This is a genomic window from Nostoc sp. DSM 114161 (assembly GCF_052692665.1).
Genome location: NZ_CP195141.1, coordinates 6,560,386 through 6,576,630, shown reverse-complemented (window position 1 = coordinate 6,576,630; position 16,245 = coordinate 6,560,386). Strand labels below are relative to the sequence as shown.

The 16,245-nt window shown below is 41.3% G+C and carries 14 protein-coding genes; 5 read left to right on the top strand and 9 right to left on the bottom strand.

What is annotated here, in order from left to right; all coding sequences use genetic code 11:
* Positions 1–99 precede the first annotated feature (99 nt).
* The 3 genes from NSTC745_RS27700 to NSTC745_RS27690 all read right to left on the bottom strand — a co-directional run bounded on the left by NSTC745_RS27700 (position 100) and on the right by NSTC745_RS27690 (position 3,763).
* A complete protein-coding gene (locus NSTC745_RS27700) occupies positions 100–1,305 on the bottom strand; it encodes an aspartate aminotransferase (protein ID WP_190948377.1) in 1,206 nt (401 codons plus the stop codon).
* Positions 1,302–2,495: an iron-containing alcohol dehydrogenase family protein gene (locus NSTC745_RS27695; protein ID WP_445633850.1), complete on the bottom strand. Its 1,194-nt coding sequence runs from the start codon at positions 2,493–2,495 to the stop codon at positions 1,302–1,304. The genes NSTC745_RS27700 and NSTC745_RS27695 overlap by 4 nt, the downstream gene beginning before the upstream one ends.
* A gap of 746 nt (positions 2,496–3,241) precedes the next feature.
* Complete coding sequence (locus NSTC745_RS27690) at positions 3,242–3,763, bottom strand: Ycf51 family protein (protein ID WP_445633849.1); 522 nt, start codon at positions 3,761–3,763, stop codon at positions 3,242–3,244.
* Between the two features lie 71 nt (positions 3,764–3,834).
* On the opposite strand from NSTC745_RS27690, the gene NSTC745_RS27685 reads away from it, so the two are divergent.
* Positions 3,835–4,029, top strand: a complete 195-nt coding sequence (locus NSTC745_RS27685) for a hypothetical protein (RefSeq protein WP_445633848.1) — start codon at positions 3,835–3,837, stop codon at positions 4,027–4,029.
* On the opposite strand, the gene NSTC745_RS27680 is transcribed toward NSTC745_RS27685, so the two are convergent.
* From NSTC745_RS27680 to NSTC745_RS27665, 4 genes are all read right to left on the bottom strand, one after another.
* Positions 3,990–7,046 carry a CHAT domain-containing tetratricopeptide repeat protein gene (locus NSTC745_RS27680; RefSeq protein WP_445633847.1) on the bottom strand — a complete coding sequence of 1,019 codons (3,057 nt, stop codon included), beginning with the start codon at positions 7,044–7,046 and terminating at the stop codon, positions 3,990–3,992. The two genes, NSTC745_RS27685 and NSTC745_RS27680, sit on opposite strands and share 40 nt — an antisense overlap.
* A gap of 171 nt (positions 7,047–7,217) precedes the next feature.
* Complete coding sequence (locus tag NSTC745_RS27675; protein WP_445633846.1) at positions 7,218–8,411, bottom strand: caspase family protein; 1,194 nt, start codon at positions 8,409–8,411, stop codon at positions 7,218–7,220.
* 508 nt (positions 8,412–8,919) lie between these two features.
* Entirely contained in the window at positions 8,920–10,335 is a 1,416-nt protein-coding gene (locus tag NSTC745_RS27670) for an O-antigen ligase family protein (protein ID WP_445633845.1), read from the bottom strand.
* Positions 10,317–11,159: a hypothetical protein gene (locus NSTC745_RS27665; protein WP_096534382.1), complete on the bottom strand. Its 843-nt coding sequence runs from the start codon at positions 11,157–11,159 to the stop codon at positions 10,317–10,319. Before NSTC745_RS27665 ends, NSTC745_RS27670 begins: the two co-directional genes overlap by 19 nt.
* 1,150 nt (positions 11,160–12,309) lie before the next feature.
* Here NSTC745_RS27665 and NSTC745_RS27660 point away from each other — a divergent pair.
* The 3 genes from NSTC745_RS27660 (at position 12,310) to NSTC745_RS27650 (ending at position 14,575) form a co-directional block, all read left to right on the top strand.
* Positions 12,310–12,687 carry a hypothetical protein gene (locus NSTC745_RS27660; RefSeq protein ID WP_445633844.1) on the top strand — a complete coding sequence of 126 codons (378 nt, stop codon included), beginning with the start codon at positions 12,310–12,312 and terminating at the stop codon, positions 12,685–12,687.
* 242 nt (positions 12,688–12,929) lie between these two features.
* Entirely contained in the window at positions 12,930–13,772 is an 843-nt protein-coding gene (locus NSTC745_RS27655; protein ID WP_445633843.1) for an SIMPL domain-containing protein, read from the top strand.
* A gap of 320 nt (positions 13,773–14,092) precedes the next feature.
* Complete coding sequence (locus NSTC745_RS27650) at positions 14,093–14,575, top strand: hypothetical protein (RefSeq protein ID WP_445633842.1); 483 nt, start codon at positions 14,093–14,095, stop codon at positions 14,573–14,575.
* 82 nt (positions 14,576–14,657) lie between these two features.
* Here NSTC745_RS27650 and NSTC745_RS27645 read toward each other — a convergent pair whose 3' ends face one another.
* Together NSTC745_RS27645 and NSTC745_RS27640 are read right to left on the bottom strand one after the other, a co-directional pair.
* A complete protein-coding gene (locus NSTC745_RS27645) occupies positions 14,658–15,020 on the bottom strand; it encodes a type II toxin-antitoxin system PemK/MazF family toxin (RefSeq protein ID WP_445633841.1) in 363 nt (120 codons plus the stop codon).
* Entirely contained in the window at positions 15,010–15,228 is a 219-nt protein-coding gene (locus tag NSTC745_RS27640) for a hypothetical protein (protein WP_445633840.1), read from the bottom strand. Before NSTC745_RS27640 ends, NSTC745_RS27645 begins: the two co-directional genes overlap by 11 nt.
* 530 nt (positions 15,229–15,758) lie before the next feature.
* On the opposite strand from NSTC745_RS27640, the gene NSTC745_RS27635 reads away from it, so the two are divergent.
* Positions 15,759–16,160 (top strand): VOC family protein, encoded by a 402-nt coding sequence (locus tag NSTC745_RS27635; RefSeq protein ID WP_445633839.1) that lies wholly within the window; start codon positions 15,759–15,761, stop codon positions 16,158–16,160.
* Positions 16,161–16,245 lie beyond the last annotated feature (85 nt).

Sequence of the window (16,245 nt, the reverse complement as noted above, 5' to 3'; positions counted from 1 at the left end):
TATAAAGCCGCCTTGGAAAGGGGGTTGGGGGATCTGAGTTTGTAAATGCTGATGATATCAAACATCATCTAATCAACTAACCAGATCGACGATCGCTTTTCAAGCAGAAACTACAGCTTCCGGTTGATAGCGGATACCAGCTTGCTTCAAGCGATGTAAAGCTTCACCCAAGCGATCGCAATCTGCAATCAAACTAATTCTCACATACCCTTCACCCGCAACCCCAAAGGCGTTACCAGGAGTCACCACAACGCCTGTTTGCTGCAACACATTTAACGCAAAATCTGTAGAACCCATCCCTACAGGACATTTCACCCACAGGTACATCGTTGCTTTGGTTTTGGGAATATCCCAACCCAATTGTCCTAATCCTTCAATCAGGAAATCGCGGCGGGTGCGGTAGCGTTGTTGTACTTCATGCAAATACACATCTGGCAGTTGCAAAGCGGTTTCGGCGGCTGTTTGTAAGGCGGCAAAAATACCGTAATCCAAGTTAGTTTTCAGCGTCCGCAAACCTTGAATTACATGGCGGTTACCCACCACAAAGCCGACGCGCCAACCTGCCATATTGTAGGTTTTGGATAAGGTGTGAAATTCCACACCAATTTCCTTGGCACCGGGAATTTCTAACAAGCTAGTAGGTTGATAACCATCAAACGCTAACTCGGCATAACACAAATCGTGTACCAGCAAAATTTCGTATTTGCGGGCGAAGGCGACGATTTCTTCAAAGAATTCACGGGGTGCGGTGGCGGCGGTGGGATTGCTGGGATAGTTGAAATAGAGGATTTTGGCTTTTTGGGCAACTTCATCAGGAATGGCAGCTAAATCGATTAACCAGTCATTCTCTGGTTTCAAAATCAAGCTATGAACTTGACCGCCAGCAATTACCGGGCCGCGAAAGTGGGCGGGATAAGCGGGAGAAGGAACTAGAACTACATCGCCTGGGTTGATGTAAGCGATCGCTAAATGTGCTAATCCTTCTTTAGAACCGAGTAGCGGTAAAGCTTCACTATCAGGGTCGAGAATGACATCATAACGCCGACGATACCAAGTAGTAATCGCTCGGCGGAAACTCGCAGTGCCTTCAAAGGGAGGATAACCGTGATTGGCGGGATTTTGCAAAGCGGCCATTGCCGCTTCTACCACTGGTTGCGGTGTCGCACCATCGGGGTTCCCCATCCCCAAATCAATTAAATCTAACCCTTGTTCCCGTGCTTTAGCTTTTAGTTCGTCTAAACGGGCAAATACATAAGGTGGTAGTTTTTGTATGCGTTCTGCTGGCACTATCCAATTCAAACTCATGGTTCAACCTCGTCACTCATTCCCTTGGGCGAAACTCGATTCATAGAATCTCTACTATCTATAGGTGCAGTGGTAGAAACCATTGCCGCCATCAATTGTTCCAGCGCGACTTTAAAAGGTAGTCGATGGATGTCAGAATTAGGAGCTAGGGCAATTTCGGCGGCTGTTTGCAACTCACCTAATGTAATATTGCCCAAACCCAAATCACTTAACTTCTGGGGTAGTCCAATTTCTGCGTAGAACTTTAACAACTGCTGCCGTGCCGATGCTGCTAGTTGATTGTTTTGTAGCATTTCTTCTAAACGCAGTTGCACCAGAATTCCCAAAGCAACTTTTTCGCCGTGAATACTGCCGTGTCCCGAAATGTGCGTTAAACCATTATGCACAGCATGGGCGGCAACGGTGCGGCACTGTGCGCCTCCAAGTCCGCCAACTACGCCAGCGAGTAACACACTCGCATCTACGACTTCTCGCCAAACTTCACTACCTGGTTCCTTGAGGGCGGCGGCTGACTTTTGCAAGAGGATGTCTCGCAAAATTCGTGCTTGTTGGACTGCGGCGATAATTAAAGTGTCTTGTAAATGCCCGCTACTAACTGAGGCTTCGTACCACTTAGCGATCGCATCACCAATTCCAGCTACTAAAGTACGTTGCGGTGCAGTTTTAATCAAGTCATAATCGAGTATCAATAAATCCGGGCAACGAGACAGCCCCACATCATAAAGAAATGCCCCGTCTTCTGAATAAACATTCGACAGGGCACTCCAAGCTGCACAGGTAGCCGCAGAAGTCGGAATCGTTACCACTGGTAGCTGTAATTGTTGCGCGACTAATTTCGCTGTATCCAAAGCTTTGCCGCCACCAACACCGATAATTACATCAGCTTTATGTTCTTTGGCTGCCTTGCGTAAACTTTTCAAACTAGCTTCGCAGCAATCTGGACTATACGAAGCTAGGGCAGGATGTAACTGTTGCGTTTCTAAAATCGGTAGTAAATTTTCTTGGCCGATCGCAAGAGTCCGTTCTCCCGCCACAATTAAAGGACGGCTTCCCAAACAAGCGATTTCTGCTGCGGCGGCTGGCAACACATCAGAACCACGGATTACTTTTGCTGGGGCAACTGTAAGGGTAAATAACGAACTAGAAGTTTGAGTAGACAAAGAAGGTTGAGTAGAAAATTTATTAGACATATATACTAGTGTGCCAAAACTTTGATATTTCTTAATCAATGTTGACTTTTGCCTAGGGATACTTGTTGCCAGCTGATTTCAAGATGGCGACAAATTTTACACCCCTTCAACTGGATTTTAGCCGAGCCATGAAATAAACAAAGCCTGTTGCCCACCGTTTAAGTAATTTGACGACCGTGCTTGAATCTATGCTGCTCATCCTAAAATTCCGAACTACCAAAGTTTTGAACAACCGTATAATTAAATAACATTAGCACTCTCACATTCCCAAAAAAAGCGTAGTTTACCGCCGCAGGCATCGCCAACTGGGATTTTCTTCGTAGTCCTACCATTCAAGCAATTACAGCTACAGAATATATCAGCTAGGGGCGTAGATTTATACGTCCTACAGCCAATTCATTTGCTGCAAATATTTTTGCAAATGGCAAAACTGGTAACTAGGAAAACAACTGACAAATAGTAACTGCCAGTACCCATTACCCTACGCTAATAAAATTTTGCTTACAGTGCGATCGCTAAAGTGTCAATATCTTAATCTAAAAATAATATTTAAAGTATCGGTAAATACAAAATAAATTATGTCATTCTGATAACAAGCATTGGTGATTGGGCATAGGGCATGGGAGATACAAAGAGGACAAGGGGAAAGGGAAAGGGGTAAGGGGAAAAGGGGAAAGATTAAATTTATTCCTTTTCCCTTTAACCTTTTCCCCTGACCAATGCCGAATGCCCAATGCCCAGTCCCCTTAAGCCTTCGATTTCGGCAATTGGGCAAATTTGTCTTGATAAATTTCTACTTTTACTGGGGAGTTGTCACGAGAGACGAGCGATCGCTTAATTTCACCCAAGTAAACTGGTATGGAAATCCCTGCTTCTGGGTGAAGAATGGTACGGGCGCGAACTGTTAACTTGTCGTCTTGGAGCGTACCAGAACGACCGTAAGAATATAGATTGCTAGCTGCTTGACGTAAAGTTGCCTCTAATTGTGTGGGGGTAATTTCCGGTGATACGGCGATTACAGCTTGGGTTGAGGCATTGTCATAAACTAGACTGTAGCGCACTGCTCCCGGAACCACTGTACGACTCAAGGGGACTATAGAAAGCGCAAATAAACCAGCTGTTAGCACCACCATAAAGCCAGTCGTCCCTACCAACCGAAAGCGGATGCCCCATTTGAGAACAAAAGCCAACACTGCTAAAGCAGCGAATACCAAGGTGGCTATACCCGACCATTGGGTGTATTGAAAAAAATCAGCTGTTGTGGGCATAAGATTATTTACTGAGGCGTCTTTTTTTTCTTATTGACAACCCCATTTTACCGAGACATAGGGCATTGGGCATGGGGCATTGGGCATTGGGAGGTGTGGGAGGAGAGGGGGGCATAAATTCTCTTTCTCCCCACACTTCCCACACTTCCCACACTTCCCACACTCCCCACACTTCCCACACTCCCCACACTTCCCCATCTCCCCATCTCCCCACTCCCCAAAAACTTCACCGCCACTCGCCTTGCACCACAAACGCCGCCCAATAATACGGTGCATTCCATTGCTGAGTTTGCCACATTTCTAACTGTGCGGCACGCAACGCGGCCACTGGTGTTAAGCCTTTTTGCAACATCTGTTGATAGAATTTGGTCATTAAGCTGGCGGTTGCTGTATCGTTGACACTCCACAAACTGGCAGCAACTCTTTTTGCTCCAGCATACATAAAACCTCTTGTCAAGCCCACTAAACCTTCCCCTTTCACGTCCTTTCCGAGTCCGGTTTCGCAGGCGCTAAGAGTTACGAGTTCAACAGGTAGATTGAGGTTAAAAATATCGTGGAGGCGGAGAAAGCCGTCGGTATCTTCACCTTTTTGGTTGATTAAAGATAAAACGATTCCTGACAACTCTGGGTTAACAGTGTTAATCAGTCCGTGGGCGGCAAAGTGTACCATCCGGTATTGTGCAAGATTGGGATTGGTGGCGGTGGTGCGAGAAGCCTCAAAATCAAGAAATGATAGGCGTTGAGAAGTATTGCTTACAAGTTTGGTAATTGCATCAGCTTCTTGGCGGCTGTACTCAAGGCGGTCAAGAACAACGCCTATATCCCGCGCCGAACGTACTACTTCGCTGGTTGTTGCGGCTGCGGCAGTATGATTATTTGTAGCCTGTAAGCGTGTATCATCGCGGTTAAAAACTGGATCTGCCAGAATTGCAACGGTTTTAGGTGCTAGCGGTCGGTTTTTGAGTTCGCGTCTTTGGATAGCGATGGTTGAAGCGGAGGGAAGCAAAACGATTTCGTTTTGTACCAACAGGGGAGTAAAGTTTTCTTTTGCGTTCTTTGGTAAGGAAGAAACAGAGGTTTCAGGGGTAGGTAAGGCGGCGAAGGGAATTGATTGCAATGCACCGTCACCAACAATTAACAAACGTTTTCCTTTAAGTTTGCTGGCGACAGGGCTGAGTAACATTTGACTTAATCGCTTACCAATTTTAGGATTGACTTCTTGGCTTGATGTGACTTGCTTGTAATATGCTTGGGCAGTTTCTTCGATAGTTTCGCGATCGCCTAATTCATAACTGCTAATATCTGTCTTAGTAACTGCCCAAAGATAACTGTGCTTTTTGCCTAGCGAATACTCTAAAAGTATTGTATTTTCGTCGAGTACTTCATTTTGAATTTCTTTGAGTGTCAGGGGTTGCGGTTGAGTTAATGCTGCATAACGCGGGCTTTTGAGGCGAATTTGTGTTTTAATTTCTTCGAGTTGATTGAGGAGTGTTGATATTTGTTGTTTGATTTGGGCTAATTCTTTTTTAGTGTATTGTCCTTGGAGTAGTTGATACTTGCGAAATTCGGTAGCGTTAAGTTCTTTTTCCAGGCTTTGCTGACGTTGAGATAATTTTGCGTCTACTCCTTGGCGAATATTTGCACCGGCTTCAGCAAGCAGTTCGATGAGACTGCGGGCGCGGCCGCGTTCGCTAGCGTGGAGGGCTTGGGCGTTATATCCTTTGTTGGGTTGCTTTTGGTGCAACTCCATTAGTAACTCAATGTAGAATTCATAATAATTTTGCTTTGAGCCAAAATAACTGGCTCGCAATTCCTCATTAATAACTTTAGAACGTAATTCTTCAATAATGGCGATCGCACTTTTGATACTATCTACAGATGCTTCTAGATTTCCTTTTTTTTGTTCCACTGAAGCAATGTTGAAAAGTGAAACAGCTTCACCTTCTTTATCGCCTACTTCACGTCTCTGTGATAAAGATTCGTTGAGTAATTCTAGAGAAGTTTCTTTCTCGCCTACAGAAGAATAAAGAGTAGCAATATTACTAAGGACAGCAGATTCTCCTTTTTTATTCCCTAGTTGACGCATCAAATCTAAAGCTTGATTGTACAAGTAAAGCGATCGTTCTGTGTTCTGCAAAACCCAGTGAGCTTTACCCATATTGTTGAGAGTAACTGCTTCTCCGTACTTATCGCCTACAGCGCGTCGTAAGGGTAAAGCTTGTTCGTATAGTCCAATTGCTGTTACGGGATCTTTTAATTTATCGTAGATGCTACCTATATTATTAAGAGTATTTGCTTCTGCTCCGGCATCAGCTATACTACGCGATAGAGATAAACTTTCCTTGTAGATATCTAGAGCTTTTTGCTGTTGTCCCAATTCATCATAAATAATAGCAATTAGGTTCAGAATATTGACTACTTTTTTTGTGCCACCTATTTCGCGCCATAACGACAAAGCTTGGTTGTAATATTCTAAAGATTTTTGCTTTTCTTGCAATTCGTGATAAATACCGCCAATGTATCTCAGGGCAGTTGCTTGCGATGCCTTATCTCCTAAAGCACGGTACATAGATAAGGATTGGCCATAAACTTCTAAAGCTTTTTCGTTTTGTTTAAAATCATCATATACTGTACCAATAAATAATAGTGTGCGGGCTTCACCTTCCTTTTGAGCAATAGTACGATAAATTGATAGAGACTGCTGAAGATATTCAAGGCTTTTTTGCATATCTTGTAAATGATGATGGTAAACGTCAGCAATATTGCTCAAAAGTATAGCTTCCTCATCTTTTTGACCAAGACTACGGTTAATAGATAGCGATTGATTATAAAATTCCAGCGCTTTTTGTGTTTGTCCTAAATTTATGTAAGTACCGCCAATGTCATTGAGGATAACAGCTTCCTTTATCCCATCGCCTAAAGCACGATAAAAAGATAGAGATTGATTGTAAAACTCTAGCGCTTGTTGCTGATTTCCCAAACCAAAGTATGCTCTGCCAATATCATGAAGGGTATTAGCTTGTGATTTTTTATCATCAATATCACGCCAGAGTTGCAATGCTTCTTGTAATTTTAAGATTGCTTGTCGTAATGATTGTGGCGTGCCTTGATTATATAGTTCTATTCCTTCTTCATATAATTTGTCGGCAGTGGCATTTGTCTGTTGCGATCGCTTGGTTGAAGATTGAGCAAAACTCGCCTCTGTTTGTCCAATTATGCTAACTACTGTTTGCGAAAGTAAGACAATACTTGCAAATAGAATAAAATATTTTTTTTGATGCATTTTCTGTAAAATTGAATGGGGATTAGGGACTGGGGACTGGGAATTAAGAAATACTTAAAGCTATAGATCCCCGACTTCTTTAAGAAGTCGGGGATCTTGTTCTTGATTGTTAAAACTCCATACTTTTATGGTTGGAGTATTTACCAATTCTGAATTCTGAATTTTTTTTGCTTATGCGATAGCCTGCAATAACATCCCTGGTTTTACAATGCCTTTAACTGTGGCAATTCCTACTAATCCATTGCGCGATATCAATTGCACCTGTGGAGAATTAGCTTTATTGACTCCCATTGCTCTAAATTCGGAACCTTCTTCTATATTTCCTATATCAATCCCACCAAGCCAAATTTTTGCTTTACTACCAGTAATTTCGGTAATCACAGCATCGGCTGTAGTATTTGTTGCATTGAGGAAAAATATAGGTTGTTTTTCATTCCTGCTTTGAGGCTTAACTTCAAGGGTGGGTGTTTGTTCGTAATCTTCTTGAGATAAATACTCCAGTACTTGTGCGATCGCTTTTTCTGGCGTGCTGCTATTTTGCCAGAGATAACGTGTTAATGGGTAAGTAAAGGCTCCTGCATGGAAGCCATTAAATCTCGCATCGGCGGCGGTTTGTTCGGCATTTGTGGCTGCGAGTACCACGCCTTTGGCAACTCCCGCCCGATAGCGCCGGATAAATTCTTGGCGCGAAAGGTTGAGTTTAGATAGCCATTTTCTTTGATAATTTTTTTCGTTGGCGGAAATTTGGACTGAGTTACCACCAGGGCGCGATCGCACTTTGTAATTCCGCGTCGCGCCACCCGAAAAACAACTATCCAAAACCGCTGTAAAATTCTCGCTTTGACAAGCTGACATCAACAAAAATAATGTGTGTCCCATAATGTCTTCAACTGTACCCCTTGTTTGCGGATAGCCAGCAGGTAAACCCGAATCCACAGGGACGAAAGTACCGTTTAATCCTATTTCCTCAGTTATGGGATTTGGATCGTAAACTTGCGAACCATGACCAGAATAATGAAACACTACCACATCATCAGGCTTGGCTTGTTTAATCAAATGTTCTTCAAATCCTTGGAGAATACCGGTACGAGTTGCTTTTTCATCTGTCAAAGTCAAAATATCTTTTGGTTGAAACCCAAAGCGATATATGAGTAAATGCCGCATCAATTCAATATCGTTAACACATCCCCGTAGTGCATTTTCTCCAGGATATTTATTAATCCCAACCAGGAATGCAAGTTTACGTGGTGTAGTTTTTGCGAGAACTTTACCAAAGCGATCGGCTTGTGTAAAGAATTGACTTAATCCAAACCCCGCAACAGTCGAACCAGTAAATTCCAAAAATTGACGGCGATTGAAAGTCATATTTATTACTTACATCCCAGAGATTTTTTCCAAATTATGGCATCTCATGTATGTAAGCAGCTATGCAAAAGTGTAATTTTTTACTTAATCTTTAAAAAAAAATTATCAAAAATCATGCCAACAATTGGGAAATAATTTAATGCAAAAATTTCAACTTAATTGCTGGAAAATAAACATACAAAAGGGCATCTACAAGAGATGCCCGTCATGCAGGAAAACCCCAAAGGGTTGTCCCTACACCTTCCCAACAATCAGCAACAGTGACTAATTAGGTTTTAGTCACACTCACAGTCACAGACGTGAATATAGTTATGTTATTAACTTAAAGCTTTAAATGTCCCCAGTGCATACACTGAAAAACAATCAAGAGACTTCCATTTTAAAAAATAAGCTATTGTGGATTTAACGGTACGTATCTTTTCGTGTTAGTTCTTGACTGTTGACGGTTGACAGTTAACCGTTCCCTTTCCCTTTCCCCCTTACCCTTTTCCCAACTTCTCCAATAAGTCTAATGAGATGCAAGCTTTTCTTGTTGGTTATAGCGATGTATTATTCCACAAATAGCTGCCAAAATTAACCATGAAAGAGTATTCAAACGAAAATCGAATAGGGTTACGTCTACGTTATTTAATAGAACCCACCCTACACAGGCGACAAGATAACTAAAAATTAGTAATCTATCTTCTGTATATGTGTGTTTGGAATTTCGCAGTAATTGGACTCCTGTAATCAAAATCCAACCGAGTAAACCACAAAATAATAAAGTAGTGAGAAAACCAGTTTCAGCAGATAACATTAAAAACAAATTGTGGGGATGACCCAACTTAATTTGCGTATGTGCTTTGTAGAGTGCAGTAAAACTACGTAAGCCCCAGCCCGTCCAAGGATGTTGCCAAGCTAAAGACCAGGCGAACTCCCACTGAGTTTTTCGCATCAAAGCCACTGGTCTGCCTGGATACATATCATCGTTTAACCTTGCCCAAAAGAAAGCAGGAACGTACTGGCGAAAAAACTGAGCGATTGGTGAGGGAGCAAAAGCCGCCAAAAGAACGCTAGTGACGACACCAACGACGCCACCGACAATAATCCGCCAACCCTGATAGACTGCATAAGCGAAACAGGCAAAAATAGCGATCGCCCATCCATTACGCGAGTTGGTGAAAATCAAAGTGATGAAATTCGTAAGCACCGCGATGGTAAGGAAGATGAAGGGGAGTGTAGGGGATGAGGAGATGGGGAGATTAGGAGATGGGGAGATGGGGAGACAATTTACAATAACCCTTTCCCCTTGTCCCCTTGTCTCCTTGTCCCCTTGTCCTCTTCCTATGCCCCATGCCCTATGCCCAATCTTCACTTGCCATTGTTCCAACCATAAACCTAGACTCAGGATGAAAACTATTACTAAATAAGCCGCGAAGGTGTTGGCGTGCAAGAATAATGAAGCTATGCGGCCTGGTGGATTTCCTCCTTGCCTAATTGTCCAACTCAATACAACCCATACAAACTGGAACTTAAAGTTCCAGCCTAAAAATAATTGTCCCAAACCGAGAATCGCCACCGGCATCGAACCGATTACCAAAGCCCAAGCCATTTGCCGCAATTGGGCAGTTGTTTGAATCAGGGTGCTGAAGGCGGCGAAAACTAAAAAGAATGGTAAGAAATTAAATAAGCCGAGAAAAGCTTCTATTTTGTTCTGGGCAAACCCACAACTGACTATTAGCAACACACTCAAAAGGGCGAATCCCCAGTTGAGGGGGCGGCGACTAATTTGGCGGTATTGTTTCATCCAAGTTATGAATGATACCAAAACTACAGTCACAGCCCCGATTAAAGGACTCAACGGGAAGATTAAGACTGCGAATAAAGAGTAGTCCCAACGGGAGTTTAAATGGTAAAAAGCTTTACTCAAGCTGGCTCCCAACATTCAGCACGAGTGAGACGAATTTGAGCTAGGGCGAAAATAGTGGGGATGATGCGACCATAATTAGTAGCGATCGCTCTCCAACCTAAATCCGCAAAAAACCAAGCCCACATCATTGGCCCGATGGCGGCAAACATCGTGCGAACTGCTCCATAACGAGCTGCACTCACGGTCATACCCCGTCTAGCCATTTGCATAGTTACATAGCCTTGAAACTGGGTTGTGGCTGCTTCCGTACCTTTAATCGCCGCTTGTTTGGCTACTTCGTAGGTAGCAAGGTGTATAGCAAATTGACGGGCAATTTGCTTGAGTACAACTGGTTGGAGTATGGAAGTAACAACCAATGCACTACCACCTTTAAAAAGTAGCCCCAAGGGATCGCGTTGCAATAAAAGTGGTAAAGGTTGTTTTAATTCTGACTTGACAAGTTGACGCTGTATCCGTATTGTCAATTTTTGCTTTTCCTGTTCCGGCAATTTTTTCCAAACTTGTCCTAGCAGATGCAAAAATACTTCTGCTTCTAAATCAACTGTTGTCAACTGATTAGAATAAGGAATTTTTAGATACTTACATACTTGAACGAGCGCTTGTCGGTAAGTTACTTGGTCTGTACGTCCCCGCAATACCGTAATCCCATCTGCCGCCAAAAAGCGGAAGCGACCTTCTAATGCGTCTAGCCAAGCTTTGCGGTCTTGGCTTTGCACTTCGATGGGTTCGGGTGTGTGAACGTAGTCTAGGGGATTGAACTTACGGCTAAATAAAATTGCTGTTAAGTCTTGTAGTTCTTCTTCAGTCGCTAACTCTAGCGCCGCCCTCATCTCATCCAATTTCGCTTCCTCCCTTCCGTGCAGCTTTTCTGTACCTTATTCTACTATTAGCTTTCAGCAGTCATTAGTAGTAATTTTGTCGTTTGTCATTTGATGATAACTAACGATCGCCAGAGAAGTCTCTTGCGAGGCTACTCTTCTCCCGGAAAGACGCTACGTGTAGCTTGCTTCTTTGAAGTAGTAACGACCATCAAAACTTGGGATACTTAATGACTGATATTCAACTAATTAGTGCCTCAATAGCAGGTTTAGCCTGCACCCAGTAGTGACAGCGCTTTTTCAGTAATTGAATCACACTACTCTCTAATCTTCACCTTTCCATCTCAGTAGTAAGCTAAATACTTAAAAACTATTATCAATATTTTTTACCTGCCTCTTACCCACAAGCTAATGGGCGCTTCAAAGCCTCTCTTCTCACAATAGAGAGTTCCATACAATACTTGCCGGGTTTTGGGGATAAGGGGCGGGGGAAAAGGGAAAGAAAAAACCTTTAACCTTTTCCCCAAATTCAATTCCGAGTTAAAAATCCTTAACCGAGCAGTATTGGTTTCCAGTATATATTTTGACTTTGAAGACATCCTTTTAGATAATGTGAACTTTTTAAACGTTTTTACTCAATCATTTCATCTGCCGCTAGACTGATTTGACAGTCTAGCAGTTGAGTATTTTCCGAGTTACTAAAACTAATGTGCAACAAATAAGTTCTGTCTATGAAACAGTAAATTGTCTAACAAACCCCAAAGTTATCTTAATTACCAAGAAGCTTAAATTTTACTAAAAATTTCTAACCAAAGCCAGTTGCTTTATTGCTAATAACCTTGATCCCCTAAACTTTATGCTGCGTTTTATGTAGATTTCTGCCAAATAGGCATAAATTTGAAATAATAAGTATTATAAATATAAAATGTTGGCAGTTTATCAATTTAGCCAGTGCTGTCTTTACGCAAAATACCGCAAATCGGTATAAGCTTTAACTCAAATCTGCACGGTAAAATGTTTGATATTTTACCCAAATAAAAAGCTAACTTCAGAGTCTATTGCATCTATCAGTTGAATCATTTATAACTGATTGTCATGACAACCTCACCATCTAGAAAAGTTGTTTACTTAACTAATCTTTGACTGAATTAAAAAAGGAGTTTAAAAAATTATGAAAACTGTAGTGAATTTGACTCAGCAATCAGTAATAGGTGAGATTGAAAGCGTTTTGGATACATATCCATATCATCCATATCAACAAGCCTTTGCGATTCCTGACTTGCGCCAAGAGCTAATTGCTTTCGTCCTCAACCGCATTCCCTCTTTTTATAGCGTCATATCTGACGGAAATATTCCACTAGCCGAAGCTGAACAAGAAAGCTTGCTAAATTATCAGTTGCCTCGTAAACGCTTAGAGCAGCAACTACATTTACAAAATTTAATTCACCAAGGTATTTGCTCAATCGTTCAAGAAAAGTCAGATTGGATTGGCAATCACCTTTGTGAAATAGTTCAACCCGGTTGTGAACCCTCTCATTGGTTTGGTTAATACTCTAGAATTCAGAATTCAGAAATCAAAAAACAGGCCAAATGTCTAGCTAACAGATATAGGGCATTGGGCATTGGGCATTGGGCAGTGCTTATGAATTATTCTCCTTGTCTCCCTTGTCTTTGTATCTCCCCCAGTCCCCAGTCCACAATCTTAGTAAATTATTTAGAGCAAAGCTTAAGTATATTGTTCTTGAAGTGTAAACTTTGACAAATACTATGTTTAAAGGACATTGCTAGAACATGAAAAAAATAACTGCTGTGATGCTGCTCAGTATAACTATGACTGTTGGGATGGAAGCGTTAAGACCTAAAGTCGCTAATGCCCAATTATTTTATCCACCAGCGAGCGATCGCCATTCATTAATGGTAATGGGTCAAGGGGTAGTAAGAGTACCAGCTGATACAGCGGATATTGAATTGGTAATCAGTAGCAAAGATAGCAATGATGAGTTACAAACGCAACCATCAACGCTATCTCAAGTTCGTCGAGAAACTTTACCAGTTCTCCTTTTAAATAACAAAACACCAATAGGACAAATTCCATCTACACCTACTTTAGAAAGCCAAAAACCCTTAACTAAAGCAACTCTCCAGCCTATAGTTGATAGTTTAGTTGCTAATGGAATTAGTGCCGATAAAATTCAAGTGCAAGTTAATCCTAACTCTACTGAAAATAATGGCAAGATATTAGTGAGGGTAGAAAAACCAACCCGCGATCGCATTCAGGAAATTGTCGGCACAGCGAATAAAGCAACAAGCAAACTGGAAAACTTAACTATCAAGAACGTTGGTGTGGAATACGCAGTTAATGATTGTCAAGCTTTGCAGAGTTCAGTCTATCAATCAGCAATGAAAGACGCTCAAAGTCGCGCTCAGGCTTTAGCAACTGCTATGGCTGTTAAACTTGGTGCTGCTTCTGTAGCCGAGCCATTTTATACCTTATTCTATCCTTCATGTAATTCCAAATCTGGAGTTACTTTACCGTCTTTTGCTAGTTTTTTATTAACCCCAACTTATGACCCAGATGCCCCAGCGGAAGTTGAGATGAAAAAGGATATTTTTGTAACATACACAGTGAAATAAATATTTCTATTAAGTGCGATCGCATTAAAATTAGCCTTAAGGGTAAAGTGCGATCGCTTAAGTATTTAACGCATTGGATATTTTAGTATATTTAGCTCGCCTTTACAGGATTAGGCTCACTGCATTGATAAAAATTTTAGAAATTCAGACGCAAATATAGCTCTAAAGATTGAATCACAATCTAACAAAAAAGTTGTTGCTAAACATCCACTATAAGTTAACTTATTATTTACTTCATCTCTTGAAATTCAATTTATATTTTTAACAACTGTGAACATTTTGCATATTATTGCAAGACAGGTAAACGTGAAAGTGAGCAAGTGAATAGGGTTGGGGCAGCTAGCGGAGGTGCAGTGGCTGGGGGTGCTGTTGCTTTCAGTACAAAGGTTGCAACTGAAACGGCTCTTAAAGCAGCAGTGGAAGTTGCAAAGAATTCTGTAGACCCGGTATCAAAAGTTTTAATAAATGTAGGAATTAAACAAGCTCCTCATGCTGCTGTCGCTGGTCGTGCAGCTGTTGGTATTGCAGGTGTAGGAGGTTTAGTAAGCGGTGTAGCAACTGATTTTGTAGTTGGAAAAATTTTGGAAGATGATACACATTTACCTAAACATGAACGTGAAGCGAGGAAAAATGGTAGAGATGCAGGAAAACTGGGAGCAATGGCTGGAGGGATCGCTGGAGGCGCTGCTGCTGCTATCGTAGGAGGAGGTGCTGCTATTGCTGTTGGCGTTGCTGCTCCTGCTGTATTAGGAATAGCGACTGCTATGGGAGTCTATCATTTGGCTAAAGAAAACGAAAAATAGTGACCTAATTCAAGGTGCGTTACACTACTTTAACGCACCTATAATATTAATATGAATGTTAATAAATGAATTATAGAAATTACTAATAATACTCAACTACGGCAGCAATAGCAGCAGCAACTTCTTCCATAATTTCACTCGAACATTCTCCAATTTTACGGATAAATCTTTGTATATCCATACAACATAGTTGCAAAATATCCACCGCAGAAGTTTTTGTTAAACTATTTGCAATGTTTGGTTCAATTTTAATGTGCCAAATATTCCCAGTATAATATTCTTTCCAATCTGTTATTGGTGCGATTAACTTAATAGGAAGCTTCCCAACACCATCAGAACTGACTACCACAGCAGGACGAACTTTTTTAATTTCTGCTCCCACCGTCGGATCGAAATTAGCAAGCCAAATATCACCTCTTTTAGGAGCAGGAAATTTAATAATCAATCAAGTCTCCTGCTTCTAATTCCTGCCATTCTCTATCTTGTTCGTAATGTAATAACATTAGCTCTGCCTGGGCAGCCAATATACGTCGTCGCTCTTCTAATGACAATTTCATAAACTCACGACGGTTAATATTCTTAGCTTGTAAAACTGCTTCAGAAGCTTGTAGCTGTTGGTTTTCTCTGTTAGAAGTAGAATTTGATATTTCCATACTTCTTGAATAATTATTATAATAATCCCTAATTTATTATTTTACCGCACTGCTATAGGTGTGCATTCATAATTCAATGAAAAAACTCCAGAAATGTTTTATGACAAATCTGGAGTCAGGAAAGATACGCATTTACCTATATCAATTTTTTCCATAAGTGAATCATACGTCATCAGGGTATACACCCAAATGTGGTAAATTATGTCTGCTAAGTGACTATTGTCTTTCTGGTTTACATACCTTCAAGGCAAAACAGCCCCAGTTCTGCTGGAGCTATTTTGCGAGAGTTGTTTGGCACAGGAGTACATCAACGAGTGATGCTCCGCGTTATATATAAATAATTCGGTATGCATCCCCTTTCAAGCTTGTTTTGGCATGTCCGGATGATTTAGAAAATTTTGATAGCTTTATCAAAAAGAAACTCCAGATACGCCTAAAGCGTTCTGGAGCAGTAACAGGTTTCTAACATAAATAAATTTTTACCTATGCGATCGCCAGATGTCGTTAGGGTATATACTCAAATGTATTTTATGCCTCATCAACCGCAAATAGATCGACAGATTACCTTCTTCTATACCCACGACCTGAATGCATCTACAGAATTCTACGAACAAAAGTTAGGCTTCGAGTTGTGGCTTGACCAAGGTAGCTGTCGAATTTACAGTGTTACTGGCTCTGGATACTTGGGATTATGCCAAGCAAGTGAAACATCAATTCTTTCACCTGACAACCAACCACGTGTTATTTTTACCTTGGTAACACAGCAGGTAGACGAATGGTTTGAATATCTCCAACAACGTGGTATCAAGTTTGAAAAGCCGCCTACAATGAATAAAAAGTATAATATTTATCATTGTTTTTTACGCGATCCCAGTGGTTATTTAATCGAAATTCAACGTTTTGAGACTAATAACGAAAAAAGACATAACTAAATGTTATGTCTAGACACTGAATTTACAGGGCAGGATTTGTACAGGTTAGAACTTGCTGATTTACTAGGGTACATGATAACGATTA